The 17037-nt window shown below is 69.3% G+C and carries 11 protein-coding genes and 1 tRNA gene; 8 read left to right on the top strand and 4 right to left on the bottom strand.

Features of this window, described 5'->3' with window-relative positions; translation table 11 throughout:
- The first annotated feature begins 88 nt into the window (after positions 1 to 88).
- Together ACWCO8_RS22185 and ACWCO8_RS22180 are read left to right on the top strand one after the other, a co-directional pair.
- Positions 89 to 2488, top strand: a complete 2400-nt coding sequence (locus ACWCO8_RS22185; RefSeq protein ID WP_451033669.1) for an MMPL family transporter — start codon at positions 89 to 91, stop codon at positions 2486 to 2488.
- Between the two features lie 250 nt (positions 2489 to 2738).
- The gene (locus ACWCO8_RS22180; RefSeq protein ID WP_451033668.1) at positions 2739 to 3374 is read left to right on the top strand and encodes an LmeA family phospholipid-binding protein; all 636 of its coding nucleotides are present in this window, start codon (positions 2739 to 2741) and stop codon (positions 3372 to 3374) included.
- Positions 3375 to 3983: 609 nt separating this feature from the next.
- On the opposite strand, the gene ACWCO8_RS22175 is transcribed toward ACWCO8_RS22180, so the two are convergent.
- Complete coding sequence (locus ACWCO8_RS22175) at positions 3984 to 4700, bottom strand: hypothetical protein (protein WP_451033667.1); 717 nt, start codon at positions 4698 to 4700, stop codon at positions 3984 to 3986.
- On the opposite strand from ACWCO8_RS22175, the gene ACWCO8_RS22170 reads away from it, so the two are divergent.
- Together ACWCO8_RS22170 and ACWCO8_RS22165 are read left to right on the top strand one after the other, a co-directional pair.
- Positions 4689 to 6089, top strand: coding sequence for a hypothetical protein (locus ACWCO8_RS22170; RefSeq protein ID WP_451033666.1), 1401 nt, complete (start codon positions 4689 to 4691; stop codon positions 6087 to 6089). The genes ACWCO8_RS22175 and ACWCO8_RS22170 overlap by 12 nt on opposite strands.
- 217 nt (positions 6090 to 6306) lie before the next feature.
- A complete protein-coding gene (locus ACWCO8_RS22165) occupies positions 6307 to 6861 on the top strand; it encodes a hypothetical protein (RefSeq protein WP_451033665.1) in 555 nt (184 codons plus the stop codon).
- Positions 6862 to 7484: 623 nt separating this feature from the next.
- Here the strand turns inward: ACWCO8_RS22165 and ACWCO8_RS22160 are convergent.
- Positions 7485 to 7790, bottom strand: a complete 306-nt coding sequence (locus tag ACWCO8_RS22160) for a recombinase family protein (RefSeq protein ID WP_451033664.1) — start codon at positions 7788 to 7790, stop codon at positions 7485 to 7487.
- Positions 7791 to 8598: 808 nt separating this feature from the next.
- Here ACWCO8_RS22160 and ACWCO8_RS22155 point away from each other — a divergent pair.
- The 4 genes from ACWCO8_RS22155 (at position 8599) to ACWCO8_RS22140 (ending at position 15223) form a co-directional block, all read left to right on the top strand.
- Positions 8599 to 9753, top strand: coding sequence for an exonuclease SbcCD subunit D (locus ACWCO8_RS22155; RefSeq protein WP_451033663.1), 1155 nt, complete (start codon positions 8599 to 8601; stop codon positions 9751 to 9753).
- On the top strand, positions 9753 to 12173 hold the full coding sequence (locus ACWCO8_RS22150) for an AAA family ATPase (protein WP_451033662.1): 2421 nt from the start codon (positions 9753 to 9755) through the stop codon (positions 12171 to 12173). The genes ACWCO8_RS22155 and ACWCO8_RS22150 overlap by 1 nt, the downstream gene beginning before the upstream one ends.
- Positions 12097 to 12780, top strand: coding sequence for an SbcC/MukB-like Walker B domain-containing protein (locus ACWCO8_RS22145; protein ID WP_451033661.1), 684 nt, complete (start codon positions 12097 to 12099; stop codon positions 12778 to 12780). Before ACWCO8_RS22150 ends, ACWCO8_RS22145 begins: the two co-directional genes overlap by 77 nt.
- A gap of 139 nt (positions 12781 to 12919) precedes the next feature.
- A complete protein-coding gene (locus ACWCO8_RS22140) occupies positions 12920 to 15223 on the top strand; it encodes a Helicase associated domain protein (protein WP_451033660.1) in 2304 nt (767 codons plus the stop codon).
- Between the two features lie 225 nt (positions 15224 to 15448).
- Here the strand turns inward: ACWCO8_RS22140 and ACWCO8_RS22135 are convergent.
- A tRNA-Met gene (locus ACWCO8_RS22135) sits at positions 15449 to 15523 on the bottom strand.
- Positions 15524 to 15872: 349 nt separating this feature from the next.
- The gene (locus tag ACWCO8_RS22130; RefSeq protein WP_451033659.1) at positions 15873 to 17018 is read right to left on the bottom strand and encodes a Wadjet anti-phage system protein JetD domain-containing protein; all 1146 of its coding nucleotides are present in this window, start codon (positions 17016 to 17018) and stop codon (positions 15873 to 15875) included.
- Positions 17019 to 17037: the final 19 nt, after the last annotated feature.

The following is a 17037-nucleotide window of genomic DNA, read 5'->3' as shown; positions in this document are numbered from 1 at the left end:
ATTGACATTATTGCACTCCTAGTGCAACCGTGAATCTGCACTCGGAGTGCAACTTCATTCGTGGATCCGTCGAGGGGTACGCAGCACGATGTTCTTTGCCCTGGGCCGATGGTGCGCCCGCAGACCCGTACGCGTCCTCGCCGTGTGGGCGGCCGTGGTGATCGCCGTGGTGGCAGCCGTGGCCCTGCACGGCCGCGTCACCACCGAGGCCGTGGCCATCCCCGGCAGCGACAGTCAGGCGGCCCGGGACGCCGCCGAAACCCTCCCCGGACCCGCGTCCGGCAACCAGCCGATCGTCCTGCATACGACGCCGGACGGCCCGGAGCTGACCTCCGCGACCGCGCGGCGGGCGGTGGAGGCGGCCGCGGCCGACGTGGCCGCGGCGGACCACGTGGTCGCCGTCGCCACGCCGTACGGGCCTTCGGGCGGCGCGGCCATGAGCGCGGACGGGCACACCGCCTACCTGTCCGTCGGCTTGGACGTGACGGGGCGTGACATCACCGCGGAGATCAGCGAGGCCGTGCTCTCAGCCATGGAACCCGCGCGCCGGGCGGGCATCGAGGTCACGGCAGGTGGCGACCTCGCTGCGGCCGTCGACAAGCGGTCCACCGCACACAGTGAGTTGATCGGTCTCGCGGCGGCCGCGGTGATCCTCTTCCTCACACTGCGCCGAATCCTGGCCGCAGGGCTGCCCCTTCTGGTGGGGGTCCTCGGGCTGGTGGTCTCGCTGTCGGTGATCGGGCTGGTGGGACACCTCCTCGACATGCCCTCGTCCGGGGCCACCATCGCGGCGATGATCGGCCTCGGCGTGGGCATCGACTACACCCTGTTCTGTCTCACGCGCTTCCGTGGACTCCTGGCGCGGGGGCACGAGGTGCCGGAGGCAGTCGGGTACACCACGGCGAGCGCCGGCAAGGCAGCCGCTTTCGCCGGCGGCGCGGTGGCGGCGGCGCTGGCCGGGCTGGCGCTCGGCGGGCTGCCGCTGCTGTATGCCCTGGCGCTGGCCCCCGGCATCGCCGTACTCGTCGCGGTCCTGGCCGCCTTGACTCTGCTCCCGGCCCTGCTCGCCCTGCTGGGCCACCGCCTGGGTCACCGCACGGGCGGACGCCGCGAGGGAAGGCGGGCCCAGGCGAAGCCCGCGGCCACGGGGCCCACGCCGGGCCCGGTGGATCCGATCACATCGCCCGCCGTTCGCTCCGCGCCAACCGGCGCCGAACACAATGAGCGCGACGAGCACATCGAGCACATCGAGCACAGCGAGGGTGCCGCCGACGTCACCGAACCTGCGCACGCGCGTGCGCGGCGGTTCGCCGCGCACGTGGCCGACCGGCCCTGGCGCTACCTGCTCGCGAGCCTGGCCCTGCTGGCCGTCCTGGCAGCGCCGACCGCCCAGTTGACATTCGGCCAACTCGACGCGGGCGACAAGGCGGCCGGCACGGCGAGCCGCACCGCGTACGAGCAGCTGGCCGAGGCCTTCGGGCCGGGCGCGAACGGCCCGGTCCAGGTGACCGAGACCCTGCCCACCGCGGCCGAGGGCCCCTCCGATCACCGCGTCGCCCCGGTCACCGAGGCCCTCGCGCGGACCCCCGGGATCGAGGCGGTCGGCCCGGCACGCATCGGCCCGGACGGCCGTACCGTCCTCTGGCAGGTCACCCCCACCACCGGTCCCGGCGACCCGCGGACCGCCGCCCTCGTGGAGCAGCTGCGCGGGACCACCCTGCCCGAGGCCACCGCGGGTACGGGGGCCGCCACCCACGTAGGCGGGCCCACGGCCGCCCAGGCAGACCTGAACGCCCGACTCGCGGACCGGATGCCGGTGATCATCGCCACCGTCGTCCTGGTCGCCGGGCTGCTGCTCCTGCTCGCCTTCCGCGCGCCCGTGGTCGCGGCCAAGGCGGCCGCCATGAACCTGATCTCGGTCGCGGCCTCGTACGGCGTGTTGACCGCGGTGTTCCAGTGGGGATGGGGGGCCGACCTGCTCGGCCTCGACGGGCCGGTGCCGATCCCGGGCTACGTCCCGCTGCTGATGTTCGCCGTGCTGTTCGGGCTCTCCATGGACTACGAGGTGTTCCTGCTGACTGCCGTGCGCGAGTCCTACCTGCGACACCGCGACAACCGGCGCGCGGTCGTGGACGGGCTGACCGGTACGGCCGGGATCATCAGCTCGGCTGCGCTGATCATGCTCTGCGTGTTCCTGAGCTATCTGCTGTCCGAAGACCCGGTGGTCAAGATGTTCGGGATCGGACTGGCCGCGGCGGTGGCTCTGGACGCCACCGTCGTCCGCGGCCTCCTCGTCCCGACCAGCATGGTGCTGCTCGGATCGCGCAACTGGTGGCTGCCGGCGTGGCTCGACCGGTTCCTGCCGCGCGTGGACATAGAGGGCGCCCCCACGTCCGCCCCGCGCGCTCGCGCCCACATGGCGAAGCCCGCGGCCCAACCGTCCGAGGCCGGCGCCGGTTCCCCAGCCGACCGCCTTCCCGCAACCTGATCCGCCTGCGTCACGACCGAACCCCCGAATCCTCAACCCCGCCCCGACCATCGCCGCTACTCCGCTGCACCCCACCCCACCCCCACCCCACCCCACCGCACCCCACCCCGACTCCGGCCCGACCCCGAGGTACCGACCCATGCCGTTCCGCACCCCGCACGCGCCCGCCTCCCCACCCGCCCCCGAGAGCCGGAACCTTCGGCGGGGCCGCACTGGCCGCCCGAGCCGCCCGTACCGGCGGACTGCGGCCGTGATCGTCCTCGTGGGCGCCCTCCTGCTCACGGCAGACGCCCTGGCCCGCCAGCTAGGCGAAGAGCGGTTCGCCGACCGGATCGCCGCCCGCCAGAGCGGTGGTCTGACCTCGCCGGGGGTCACCATCGACGGCCATCCGTTCCTGCTGCACGCCGCCCGAGGGCACCATCCCGAGGTCCGGGTCACGGGAGATGCCCGAACGCCCAACGGCATCCCCGTCAAGGCCGAAGTCGACCTCCACCGAGTGTCCGAACAGCCCGGCGGCTACGCGGCGGACTCGGTCGACGCCGCGTTCACCGCACCGTTCGACGCGCTGGGCGCGGCCGGCGACCGGGAGATGCGACTCTCCGACGCCGGCGGCGGCCGGCTGCGGATCGAGAGCGGCGTGCTGGGTATGCCCCTGGTCATCACGGCCGAACCCCGCCTCGACGCGGGCGTCGTCACCCTGCACGCGGACAGCGCAACCCTGGCCGGCCGCAGGCTCGATCCAACCGCTCCCGTCATCGCGGGGGCCCTGTCCCGCGAGCACCGGCAACTGCCGCCGCTCCCGCTGGGCCTGAGGCCCACCGAGGTCACCGTAGGCCCGGACGGGATCACCGCCCACGCCGAGGCCCGCCGGGTGAACCTCACCTGACCCACCGCCCCGTGGTCGCCCGGCCGGCCGACCTCCTGCCTTGGTGTAGATACCTGATGGGGGTGCGATGGGCGGGCAGTTGTGTGCTGCGCAACGAGGGGCAGGCGACGCTCCGGTTGTGGGTGGCTGGATCCCTACCAAGCCCTACCCAGAGCGGCGATTTGCCGCGAGACGCACCAGTGTCAACCGACTGCACAGCGAAGGGGTTGCCGATCGGGCTCCCGTCACCTACGCCATGGTCCGCGCCCACGCTGCCGCTTGCGTGGGACTTCGTCCCGGTGACCGTGGTCATGGCGGAGGACGCATCGGCGCTGGAACGGATCACCGGTCATGTGCGGAGGCTCAGCTGCGGCAACCGAGGCCGCAGCCCTGTGCCGGGACCGGCAGAACCGCGCGGCCCGGGAGTCTGGGACCAACGCCGACCTCCCCGGTCGGCTGCTCTGCGCGACACTGCCTGAGTGGACCAGCACCCCCTGATACTGGTTGCTGTCACGGCGTAGCGTGACGGGTACACGTCTGGTGTTACGCCGTGCGTCGCCCACCCATACGACACCTGATCTGGGACGGTACGACACACAAACACAGCCTGCGCCGGGGTGCCGTTGTGGTTCAGGCGGCTCCGCTGTCCCCAACCGGAGGCGGTGAGCTGTCGGGGGGCCTTGCTCGGAAGGTGTCTAGTGCTGCGGCACGTTCGTGGTGTGGCAACCGCGACATCTTGGAGACCATTGCCCACATTTCGCGTTCGGAGGCGAGCTCACCCGGTAGGAGGAGGCTGAGGGAATCGGCGAGCGGTTTGCGTCCCGTGTTCACGAGTGCTCTTACGGCCGCGGACCATTCGTCGGTTGCCGACACCGCCGCGCGGTACCACACCGGAATCAGGAAGCCTGGCACGGCAATGGCCGTGAGTAGCAGGGGGACATCGGGGCCGGCTGTGGTCAGAGCTGCCGCCGCACAGAGGACGACGGCGCAGTGGCCGTAGAGCAGGGCAACGAAGAAGTCGACATTCGCGCGGGCAAGGTCGACCTGTCGACGGACTTGCTCCGGCGCGTTCCCGGTCAGTTCGTTCCACATCACCTGGGTGTCGAGGCGGAACCGGTCGTAGCCGTACTCCTCGAAGCGCCGGATGGCATTGCCCAGCGCCGTCGGAGCCAACTGTGCGTCGTCGACGGGGTAGCGAGCGAGGCGTTCGCGGAGCAGCGCGCGCTGCACGGCAGTGCGCCGACGGTCCTTGCGAGAGGCTCGGGCGATCCGTGGGTTGGCGCGCAAGGCGTTCAACTTGGCGGTGTCATCCGGTGTCAGCCGGTCCTCCCGCTCATGGCGCTCCAACCGGATCAGCGCGAGGCGGTCCTGAAGATCCTGCTTCGCCTGCCGTCGGCGAGCGCTCTGGTGCCGCTTGCCGACGACGGCGGATGGGTGCCCGCGCCGGCGGTCGCTCTGGGCCGTTCCTGTTCCAACTGCTGCCCGGCCCGGGACCGCGGCCCCGACCCGCGGCGATGGCTTGACGGCACTCCGCGCCCCGACGCTGCTCAGCTGGCCGTCGCCTGCACCCTGGTCGGCTACGAGCGCCACACGGCCACGGTGCTCCGCGCGGCCGAGCTGACGCGGCGGGCACGCCTGCGCGCCCAGCAGCTCTTCCCCTTCGGCCTGGGCCCAGTCCTGGGCGACCGCATGCTCCCTGCCGACGGGGGAGGGGACATGCTGCGCGCGCTCACTGACGTCGCCCAGAGCCTCTTCGCAAGGCGCCGCCCGCCCCGCGCCTTCCCCGTGTGTCCGTGGGGGAGCACGGACAACGCCGGATGCGGCCGCGACCCTTTCGGCCGCCTGGTCCACGACCGCTGCCGTACCCCCACCGGCCCGGTGCCCGCCTGGCGCGCCAAGTCCTGGGCCGTCTGGACCCGGCGCACTGCCGACGCCCTGGACCGTCTTCCGCCGGACCTGCTGCAGCCCGACCCCGAGCCCGCCGACGAGGGCGTGCCCCGGCGTATCGAGGCGGGCAGGATCGGCCCCATCAGACTGCTGATCGGCCCCGACGGCCCCGCTCAGCGGGCGCAGGCATCCAGCAGCGCGCTGAACGCGCTCATCCTGTCGCTCGCCCCCGCCCGGCTGGACGGCTTCACCGCCCTCTTCATGCTCCACGACCACCTCAAGGGCATGCCTCGAACACCCTCTGTCTGGGGCTGGCGCGGCTACGCGGCCCGCTCGCTGTTCACCGCGGCGCTCCAGGCCCGCCACGCCAGCGTCCACCGCGGCTCCGACGACGTTCTCGTCGGGCACTTCGCCCGCTACCTCGACCCCGACAGGCGGCCCGAGCGCGTCGCGCAGGGCCTGCTGCAGGAGGGCTGGGACGACATGGTGCACGGTAACGACGAACTTGAAGCTCGCCTGCACGCCGCAGTGCGCGCGGCGACGTCGGCGGACACCGAACTGTGGGAACGCACCACGCGGGGACGGCGTCTCGTCCCGCTGGACCACCCCGACCGCCTGCGCGCTGCCGTCCGCGCGACCGAGGAGGAACTGTCGGGCCAGGGCGAGGAGATCAGCCGCATGCTGGCCAAGCTCAAGCCCGACGAGCGGAAGGTCGCTGACTGCTACGCGGCAACCGGCCTCACCTGGACGCAGGCGGCTCTCAGGGCTGGACAGCCGGCGTCCATGGGGGAGCGTGTGCGCCGCAAGCTCAAGCGCCTCGCCGCAGAGGACCGCCGGCGTAGGGGATAGAGCAGTGTCAGGCGGCAGTTCTGCCCCTGGGCCGGACTGCCGCTTTGCCAACTCTGCTGACACGATGCGTATCGGGGAGGTATTTGGGCTCTTCCGATGAGTAGCGATACCGCCGCAACCATGGCTGAACTCCACGCCCTCGCGGACTCTGGCCGAGAGATCCTCGACCATTCCGGGAAGAATCGGCAAAGGGCTGTCCCCTGTTCGCCCTGGCGGGATGATGGACGCGAAGGTCCACATCGGGTGGTCAGGGGGCGCGGAGCTCATGGAAGACCGGTTCACGCACCACGGCGACGGCCCCATAGGTCGGGCCGAGCACGGGGCAGGCGACATCATCTTTGTGGGAGGGGCCCTTGCTGCGGCGACGCTTGTCCCGTTTCTGCAAGCCATGTCGACGCACTTAGGCGAAAGGGCCGCTACTGCGATCGCCGGAGTGTGGAGTCGAGTCGTGAACATGCGATCAGACTCGACGGCGGCCCCTGGCGAAGGGCTGTCGGCAGAGACACCGCCGTACGAAATGCTGTTGGAGGGGCCAAACGGAGCCAGGGTCTTCCTCAACGCAGATTTGCCTGCTGAGGCGGTACGGCAACTCGTAGAGATGGGGGCCGAAGGGCTGGGGTCGTTGGGGTCAGATCCATCGCTGCGGTGGCATGGTCAGGTCTGGAGGGCCAACACTCGCGAAGGGTCCGTCGTCGTCGGCGAGATGTACTGGCACCCCGTGGCAAAGACTTGGGGCCACCGACCGCCCCAAGTGGAGCAGAGCTCAGGATGAACGGTTGCGGTGATCAGCCCGACAGGCCCGACTGCATGGGGTCAGGGACGGCGGCGCCAGTCTTGGTGAGGGTGCGGCCGACCTTGGCCTGCACGGCGTCCTCTCTCACTCGGGGTGGATCAGCAGCTTGAGTCGTGATCAACGGGTCGTTCGGGTGAGATCGTTGATCCAGATCATCGAAGCGCGAAGGTGGAGGCCCGCCTAACAGGCCTCACCTCGCCTGCGGGGGTGCCGAGCTCGCAGGCGAGGCCCGGGCGGAGCGGAAAGACCGCTGCACACGCTCAGCCCGTCGCCCTTACCGGGCGCCGCAATCGTGCAACGTCCCCGCCCCGACCGGAATCGGGAGCGATGCACGGGGGCGAAAGACGACGCCCACACCCCGGCGCCTTCGAATCGAAGTCCTGAATCCTTTCGGAGTTTCTTGCAGCTGCGGTTGACCTGGTGATCTCTAGGGAGATGCGCGGAAGTGAACGCCGAGGAGGCAGGCGACTACGGCACGCTCACGGCCGCGCAGCAATGGGTCAACGGGCTTGCAGCAGGCAACCGCCGATTCCGATCCGGTGGTCCGACGGCTGCTACCAGTCCGGCGGCGCGCGCCCCTCAACTACATGGGGAAGCATCCGCTACGCCACCTCCTCTTGGTCACCTTGCAGGGTACGGAGGAGGTTCGTGGCGTCCTGGGTGCGCAGGAGACGCGAAAGGTGTGACGGGTACCAGCACGCACCACCCCCGGGCGTCGGCGTCCCAGATCGGTTGAGAGCTTCAGCGATCTCGACCAGCTTGGTGCCCTCCACCCGGAGCGACACCACACGGTGCAGCACCGTATCCGGACACGCTCGGGGTCTGCCCAGGCGCACGCCGGCGGCACGCCGACGGGCCAGGGCGTCGATCGTCCGGGCCGAGATGACGGCGGACGTGGGGCCGCTCATACCGCCCCGCCCGGGTCGGCAGACGGCTGCGCGCTGTCGGCAGGCGCGCCCGGCGGCGGTTCAGGCGGTGGTCCTTGCCCGGACAGGGAAACGAAGACTGCCCATTGCCGTGGATGGAACGCCCGGGCGATCGAGGGCGTAACGCGCAGCCCTTCAGGGCCGTGCCACTTGGCGATGCACAGGTTGAATGCCAGCCAGGATGCCCAGGCCAGGAATACGAGAGTGGGTGGTGCCAGGGTGAGAAGGGCCCAATAGGCCATGAGTGTCTCCCAAGACTCGACAGTTGATGTCATCGCGTGAAGAGCCCCGCAGCATCGGGGTGCTTGCCCCGCTCACCGATCCCATGTGCGGTGAGGGCGTGTGCCGTGCTGCGTACACCGTCGTGCTTTTACCTGCGGGCGGTGTACTCCCGCAGAACAGGCCCTCGCTCGTCCTCTCGGCCTGTGGGGGCAGCGTTGCCCAAGCTTTCGACTTCCATACAGACATCGTGGCACGGGGGAGGGCCGTTTCCGCTAATCGGTCTGTATCTTCCCTGCGCCGTCCGACGCGACGGACCATCCTCGAGAGCAGGGCCGGTGGTCCCGCGGATGCCGTAGGTTGCGGGGAGGGTGTTCCTGCACCGGCGAGGCCGACGGCCTCAACGAGCTCGAGGAGTTCTTGAGAATCCGCTGTGAGCGGTGCCTGGCCCGCAGTCGGCACCGGGCAGACGAAGAAACCTTCCTTCCTTTTGCCGCGATGTCACCGTAACAAGACCGTTTATCGGGAAAACCACCCGCATCTACTACCGCTGTGGTTACGGTCTGTGCTCATGAGGATCCTGCACACCTCGGACTGGCACCTGGGCCGCCAGCTGCACCGAGTCTCCCTGCTAGCTGAGCAGCGTGCCTTCCTGGAGCATCTGATGGACACCGTGCGGGCAGAGCAGGTTGAGGCCGTCGCCGTCGCGGGTGACGTCTTCGACCGTGCCATTCCGCCGCTCGACGCGATAGACCTGTTCAAATGGGTCCTCGAACAACTCGCTGCCCTTCAGGTCCCGCTCGTCATGATCAGCGGAAACCATGACTCACCCCGCCGGCTGGGGGTCAACGCCCGTCTGATCGAGCACGCAGGTATCCATCTGCGCACCGGGGTGGAGGACTGCGCCCGTCCGGTCGTCCTGCGGGACCAGCACGGGCCGGTGGCCTTCTACGGCCTTCCCTACCTCGAACCCGGTCTCGTCCACGCCCACTTCGGCGCAGAACGTGCCAGTCATCATGCGGTACTCAGCGCGGCCATGGACCAGGTCCGGGCAGACCTGGCAGCCCGGCCTTCCGGTACCCGTTCGGTGGTCCTCGCCCACGCGTTCGTCACCGGCGCGGACACCAGCGACAGCGAGCGCGACATCACCGCAGGGGGCGTTCCCTCCGTGCCCGCCTCAGTCTTCACTGGGGCGGACTACGTGGCGCTGGGGCACCTGCACCGCTGCCAGAAGATCAGCGACCGCATCCGCTATAGCGGATCCCCGCTGGCCTACTCCTTCTCCGAGGCCGAGCACCCCAAGGCCATGTGGCTGATCGATCTGGCCGCCGACACCGAAATCACGGCACGCGAGCTCCTGTGCCCCGTCCCGCGCCGCCTGCGTCAGATGACCGGCGCCCTGCAGGACCTGCTGACCAGCCCCGAGTACACCGAGTACGAGACATGCTGGCTGCACGTCACTCTCACTGACCCGGACCGGCCGCACATGGCCATGGAACGCCTGCAGCAACGCTTCCCCCACGCCTTGAAGCTGAGCTTCTCTCATGAGCGCCACGCTGGGAGCGAGTCCTACCGGTCCCGCGTCCAGGGCCGTACCGACCACGAGATCGGCCTGGGCTTCCTCCACCACGTCACCGGTATCCCGCCCACCCGCGCGGAGCAGGACCTGCTGGACGAGGGACTGGAAAGCGTCCGCACCCAAGCCGCCGTGCGAGAGGCCAGCTGATGTATCTCCACCATTTGACCGTCCAGGCATTCGGGCCGTTCGCCCGCACCGAAGACGTCGACTTCGATGCACTGACCAGCTCAGGCCTGTTCCTCCTGCGCGGCGACACCGGGGCAGGGAAGACCAGCATTCTGGACGCGGTTTGCTTCGCGCTCTACGGCACCGTGCCCGGCATCCGCCCCAACCACCGTCTGCGCAGCGACCACGCCCCCGACGACACGCGAACCCGGGTCGTCCTTGAGTTCACCGCAGCCGGCCGCCGCCTGAGGATCACCCGGACTCCCAAGCAGACCCATCCCAGCTCGCGCGCCAAAAGCGGTACCGCCACCGCCGAAGCCACCGTCCAGTTGCACGAACGGACCGCCACCACGGACGACTCCGCCTGGGAGCCGGTCTGCGCCAAACACGAAGAAGCCTCCCGGGAGATAGAAGCGGCGCTGGGACTGTCCAAGGAACAGTTCTGCCAGGTCGTCCTCCTGCCCCAGGGAGACTTCGCGAAGTTCCTGCGGGCCGACGCCAAAGACCGCACCTTGCTGCTGCGCAGGCTCTTCGACACCGGACGCTTCCAAGAGCTGCAGAACTGGCTCATCACGCGTAGCAAGACCGCCAGGAAGGACCTCGACGAAGTCGCCACCGCAGTACAGCAGCTCAGCGACCGCATCGACCAGGAAGCTGGCCCCTCCTCCCAGGAGGCCGACACCGCCTCGGACCAGCCCGTCCGCCCCGATCCCGGGAACCCCGCCGACGCGCTCACCTGGGCCCAGGATCTGCTCGCCCGCGCCCACGATGCCCAAACCGCTGCTCTGGCAGACGAGGAGCGCAGCGACGAAGCCCACGAAAGGGCCAAACAGGACTATCAGCGCGCCGTCGCCCTCGACACCCACCAGCGCCAGCACAGCCAAGCCCTCGCACAGCGCGCCGCCCTGGACCACAGGGCCGCCGACCACCCACTACTGCGCCAGCGACTGGAGATGGGCCAACGCGCCGAACCCCTGCGACCCTTGCTAGACGGCATTGAGCGCAGCGCTCTCGCACTACGCAAGGCCCAAACTGCAGAGGACACCGCCCGCACGCTGCTGCCAGCCGCACACACCCACGCCGAGATCCCCCAGCTGCAACTGGCCCTCGAACAGCACCACGCCGAGCGGGGCCGCCTCCAAGGCCTTCTGCCCGACGAGGAGCGCCACACGCAACTCGGCGTCCAGCTGAACGAGCTGAACGAGAAGGAGGAACAGGCGCAAGCCGACCACGACGAGGCCGCCCAGTGGGTGGAGGCATGGCCCGCCCTGCAGGCCGAGCACACCGGCCGCGTGGAAGCCATGGCCAAGACAGCCGACCAAATCCCCCAGCTCGAGCGAGACATCCAGTCCCTGGACACGCAGCTCACAGCAGCCCGCACACGCGACACCCTCGCTGCCCGGCTGGCCACAGCCGAGGAGACGGAAGGCAAACGCGAAGCGGAGGCCCTGCATGCCAAGAAAGACTGGCTCGACCTGCGCGAACGCCGCCTGGACGGCATGGCCGGTGAACTGGCTGCCGAACTCACGGACGGAACAGCATGCTCGGTGTGCGGATCAGCCGTCCACCCAGCCCCGGCACAGCGGCGGCCCGACCAGCCCACGCGTGAAGACGAAGAGAAGGCCCGCACCGTCCACGAACAGGCGGAGACCGCACACAGCCAGGCCAGACGAGCTCGCAGCGACCTCGCCGAACAACACGCGCAGGCGCTCGGAACAGCTGGACCGACCCCGCCCGACCAACTTGAACTGCAACTCCAGGCCGTTCGCACAGCCCACAAGACCGCTTGCGACCACGCCAGCAAACTGCCCTCCGCCCAGGAAGAACTGGCCCGGCTCCGGGGCGAGTGCGACACCCGCATCCAGCAGTGTCAAGAGGCCAAGGACCGCCTGACCGAATGCCAGACACGCCACAAAGCCCTGGCACAGCAGCAGCACACCATCACCCTCGCCCTGGACGCCGCACGCGGTAGCGCCGCGACCCTGGGCGACCGCATGAGCCAGCTCACCCGTGCCGCGGAACACCTCACAGGCGCCATCGACGCAGCGCAGACCACAGCTACCGCAGCCGACCGCCACCACGACGCCCGCACCACCGCCGACGATGCAGCGCAGAACGCCGGATTCCCCACACGCGAGGAAGCCGCCGCCGCGCAGCAAACCGCCGCACTCCTGCAACAGTGGCGCGAGGAACTCCAGCAATGGGACAAGGACAACGCCGTCGTCACCGGCACCTTGAACACGCCAGAGCTGCTCGAAGCCAGCGCCCAGCCCCCCCGCAGAGCCACAAGCCGCCAGCGATGCCCTCCGGCAAACCGAAGCACGCGTGAAGAACACCGCAGGCGCGTCCCAGCAAGCCCGCGACCGCTTCAGTGCCCTGACCACACTCGTCGCCGACCTTGAAACCCGCCTGACCGAACTCGAACCTCTGCAGGCCCGCTATGCCCTGGCTGACCGCCTGGCAGGCATCGCATCGGCCACCACCGCGGCGAACACACTCAGCATGGAACTGGAGGCCTACGTCCTGGCCGCACGCCTCGAAGAGATCGCCGACGCAGCCAACATCCGGCTTCAGGCGATGACCTCAGACCGCTACCTCCTCGTGCACAGCGACGAGAAAGACGCAGGCCGGCGCGGACGCCTCAAGGCCGGATTGGGGCTAAGGATCCTGGACAACTGGACCGGTACCGAACGCGAGACCTCCACCCTGTCCGGCGGCGAAACCTTCACCGCATCCCTCGCCCTGGCCCTCGGCCTGGCCGACGTGGTCACCCAGGAAGCCAGCGGCCGCCCCCTGGGAACCCTGTTCATCGACGAAGGCTTCGGCAGCCTCGACGAGCAGAACCTGCAGGACGTGATGGACGTACTCGACCAACTACGCGCCGGCAACCGGGCGGTCGGGATCGTCAGCCACGTTGCCGAACTCGGCCGCCGCATCCCCAGCCAGCTCAGCGTGATGAAACACCGCAACGGCTCCACGCTGCGGCCGCTGGTCCCAGCCGACTTGTGACCCCCTGCCCGCCCACGCTGCGAGCTCGTCTCCAACGGTAGCGAGCCCATTGATAGCTAGTCTGCGACATCAGAGCGTAAGGAAGGCCGAACCCAGACCCGGCCGCCACCCCGCACCCCCGACCCCAGGGCAGGAGAGCATGCCGACTGCTGACATCGAGCTCCGGCCCCACCAGAAAGAAGCCGTCACCGCTGCGACCACCACGCTGCGCATGCACCCAAGGGCGAGTGTGATCGCGGCGTGCGGTACGGGTAAGACCCTGATCGCCGCGCGTACCGCCGCGCGCATCGCTGCCCGCGGTCGGGTCCTGGTGCTGCTTCCGACACTGGACCTGTTGTCGCAGACGGCCCGTTCCTGGCAAGCGGCCGGCCGCAAAGGCACGACGGTGGCCGTGTGTTCGGCACGGCAGGCCGTCGAGCACACACCGGCCGGTGATCTGCCCATGACCACCAACCCCGCCGAACTGACCAACCTGCTCCAAACAGCCGTAGACGGGCCGGTGACCGTCTACGCCACCTACGCCTCTCTGCCCGCGGTCATCGCCGCGCACCACAGCCACGGCCTGCCCCCATGGGACCTTGTCGTCGTCGACGAGGCCCACCGCACCGCCGGCCGCCTCGGCAAAGCCTGGGCCGGCATCCACCACGACGAACAGGTCCCCGCCGCCCGCCGCCTCTACCTCACCGCCACGCCCCGCGTCTGGGACCCCGACAGCGACCGCGCCGAAGACCCCGTCGCCTCCATGGACGACGAGTCCCTCTTCGGGCCCGTCGCCTACCGGCTCACCCTGTCTGACGCCATCGACCTCGGCCTGCTCGCCGACTACCAGATCCTCGTCCCCGTCATCGACGACACCACCCTGCGCGACTGGCTCGCCACCGGCCCCGGCGCCGGCGTCGACGGCCTGCGCCTGGCCGGCCGCCAGGTCGCCGTCCTCAAGGCCATCCACGACCACAAACTGCGCCGTGTCCTGACCTTCCACCACCGCGTCCAAGACGCTCGCGCCTTCGCCTCCACCCTCCCCGACACTGCCGCCGCCCTCCCCACCGACCTGCAGCCCGACGGCCTGTGGTCACAGTGGATCAGCGGCACCCACCCACCCCGCGTGCGCCGCCGGATCCTCCTCGACTTCGCCGCCCACACCCACCCCGAACAACCCGCCGTCCTCGCCAACGCCCGCGTCCTCGGCGAAGGCATCGACGTCCCTTCGATCGACGCCGTCGTCTTCGCCGACCCCAAGAACAGCCCCGTCGACACCGTCCAGGCCGTCGGCCGCGCCCTGCGCCAGCAACCCGGAGCACGCAAGAAGGCCACCCTCATCGTCCCGGTCTACCTCACCCCCGACGAAGACCCCGAAGACCTCCTCGGCGCCGACGCCTACACCCCTCTTTGGCGCACCATCCAAGCCCTTCGCGCCCACGACAGCCGCCTCGAAGCACGCCTCGCTGACCCTCGCACCCACCGTCCCACCCTCACCGGCGAACCCGGCACCTGGCTCCACTTCGAACGCCCCACGGGGGCCGACGAAGTCGCCCTCGCCCTCACCCTGCGCGTCCTCAAACCAAAGAGCGCCGAATGGCGCCGCGGCCTGGCCTCAGCCCGCCGCTACCACCGCACCCACCACCACCTCGACATCCCCCAGACATACGAGGACCCCGCCGGCTACGCCCTGGGACGCTGGCTCACCTGGCAACGCCACCTCCACAACCAGAACGCCCTCGACGCGACCCGCACCCACGCCCTTGAACAACTTGGCATGATCTGGAACCCCCGCCAACAAGCCTGGGACCGCGGCCTCACCCACGCAGCCGCCTACGCCACCACCCACGGACACCTTGCCACCCCCGTCGACCATCACGACCCCGAAACCGGCTTCGCCCTCGGCCGCTGGCTCGCCACCCAACGCAAACGGGCCGACCAGCTCACCCCCGCCCGCACCAAGGCCCTGGAAGAACTCGACTCGTACTGGAACCCACCCTGGCCCCTGACGTGGCAGCGCATGTACCACGTAGCGCGCCGTCACGAACAAACCGGCCACGCACTCACCGCAGTTCCACGCCACTTCCATACCGACAACGGCGAACGTCTGGGGGAGTGGCTGCACACCCAGCGCACCAAACCACCCGAAGTCCCTGAACAACTGCGTCTGCTGGCCCGCCTGAATACAGGTGCAACGGAGGCGGACATCACTTCGCCTCCGAAGCACAGCCCTGGGGCACGAGAGCGCAACTTCCAGCAAGGCCTCGAAGCGCTCGGACAATTCCATGCTCGGGAAGGGCACCTCCACGTGCCCCAACGACACAATGAAGAGCTCTCCTCCGGAGCCGTACGCCTCGGACAGTGGCTCAGCAACATCCACCGACGTTGGGACCGGCTAACCCCTGAACGCCAGCAGGTACTCATAGACATGGGGCTTAGCTCCCCCCGCGTGTCGAAAGCCTGAGACGGTAGTTCGACAGGCAGACCCAGCACTTGTCGTAGCCCGTACCAGGGACGGTCTCGGTGCGCGTAGCGGTGGCCGAGAGAGACTCGACACCGTCTCATGTGCATGTGGTTACTCTGTTTCAGGTGCCGCTGCCCCAGGCCGCCTCTGCCTACCGAGATGCCAACGCTCATGCATCTGGCCTCTGCCCGACCAGTCAAGGTCGGACAGAGGCCAGATCTTCGGTAGCGGGGGCGGGATTCGAACCACGCGACCTCTGGGTTATGAGCCCAGCGAGCTACCGAGCTGCTCCACCCCGCGTCGACATGTTCACCCTACGGCGGCCTTGCCCCCTGGCGCGCTGGAATTTCTCCTCGGCGATCCGGTTCGGTGGCGGTGTTCCCCCGAGTGACAGGCTGCGCTGCGAGCCTGCTTCGTCACCACGGACACGATGCAGTACTTTGTTCGCGTCGTTCATAGCGCCGAAAGCACCCTCGTCCTTGATCACGCAGCGCTGGGACCAGCTTGGTAAGTCCGCTCTCACCACACCGACTTCGGAGCCCGAGGTCCGCCCAGCAGCGAAGCGAACCTCGGACAGAGCCGGATTCGGGTGCGGCGAATGACGGGCCCGTCGGTGAAGCGAGCCTTAGCTGTCGGGCAGTACCCCGGGTCAGCTGCAGTGGCGCGTCAGAGCCTCCCGCACGGCGCTGATGGAAATGCGCTCTTGCTCCAGGCGAAGATGCGGACGGTAGACGCCGGCCCTCAGGTCTTGGTCGAGTTTGGCCTCCTCAGGGGTGAGGTGTGTCAGGCCGCCGCGTGCCTGGCTTTTCTCCTTCCCCCAGTGGGATTCGTGGGCGAGGAGGGTTGCGCGGTCCATGAGCAGTGATCTGGTGTGAGGGAAGCGTCCTCGGACCTGGTCGAGGATGGCGAAGCCGTGGGTGTCGACGTCGCCCCAATAAAAGAGGCCGACGTCGTCGAGCCAGGGCAGGTGCCGCAGCAGGGCCGCGGCGTATCCGGAGCCGAGAATGGCGATGGCGTTGGGGACCGGGGGCAGCGAGAGATAGGTGGTCTCGTTCTCAAGAACGATGACGGTGCGCACCCCGGGGGGCCAGCTGGCCAGTTCGTCGGCGCGGACGGTGAGTTCGCTGAAGGGCAGGGGAGAGGCGCTGAGATAGCGCAAGCGGATGTAGCCGGGCTTGGTGCGGAAGCCATAGCGGGTGGCGAGATCACTCTTCGGAGCGCCTGTGTTGATGCGGGACTCGGGGAGAGTGTGGTCGAGGAGCTCCGAGAGGATCGCCTTGTGGGACTCGACGAACTTGGTGTCCACCCCGGGGACATCGATCTCTCGCAGGTAGACCTCCGCGGTGCTTTCGTTTCGGATCCAGCAGACGGTACGTACAAGCTGGTGCCAGACCGCGGCGTGCAGGAGGGCCTTCATGGGATGGTCGGCCATCCAACGGGCCAGGCCGGGTTCCTGGACTGACGTGTGCTCGTACAGGGCGTGGAAGCAGTCGACTTCGGCCGTGACGCCCAGCAGTTCCCACAGTGCGGGGCGGGTCTCGACGCACGCCCGGGCCGGCACGGTCTGGGCGGGGAGGCCGTGGTGTCCGCCGATGAGCTTGGACTGGATCCGCAGATGCGGATGGAGGCTGGGGTCCCAGGACTGCGCCCAGGCGAGCGCCTGGTCGTAGTGGTGCAGGGCGTCGGCTGCGGCCGGACCCTTGATTGATACCGCGATGGGTTCGAAGGGGTGCCCCGCTGCGGCGGCGGTGAGGAGGAGGCCTCGCGTCCACTTGCGGCGCAGGATCTCGACCACGTCCTCGGGCCGGCTCCAC

The sequence above is a fragment of the Streptomyces sp. NPDC001927 genome (genome assembly GCF_053594455.1).
This window is presented reverse-complemented; position numbering and strand designations above follow the sequence as displayed.

Bases quoted from the DNA above. Each gene is read 5' to 3' on its own strand.
- ACWCO8_RS22170 (WP_451033666.1), top strand. From the start codon at position 4,689: ATGGCGCTCCAACCGGATCAGCGCGAGGCGGTCCTGAAGATCCTGCTT.
- ACWCO8_RS22150 (WP_451033662.1), top strand. From the start codon at position 9,753: ATGTATCTCCACCATTTGACCGTCCAGGCATTCGGGCCGTTCGCCCGC.
- ACWCO8_RS22165 (WP_451033665.1), top strand. From the start codon at position 6,307: ATGATGGACGCGAAGGTCCACATCGGGTGGTCAGGGGGCGCGGAGCTC.
- ACWCO8_RS22140 (WP_451033660.1), top strand. From the start codon at position 12,920: ATGCCGACTGCTGACATCGAGCTCCGGCCCCACCAGAAAGAAGCCGTC.
- ACWCO8_RS22155 (WP_451033663.1), top strand. From the start codon at position 8,599: ATGAGGATCCTGCACACCTCGGACTGGCACCTGGGCCGCCAGCTGCAC.
- ACWCO8_RS22185 (WP_451033669.1), top strand. From the start codon at position 89: ATGTTCTTTGCCCTGGGCCGATGGTGCGCCCGCAGACCCGTACGCGTC.
- ACWCO8_RS22160 (WP_451033664.1), bottom strand. From the start codon at position 7,790: ATGAGCGGCCCCACGTCCGCCGTCATCTCGGCCCGGACGATCGACGCC.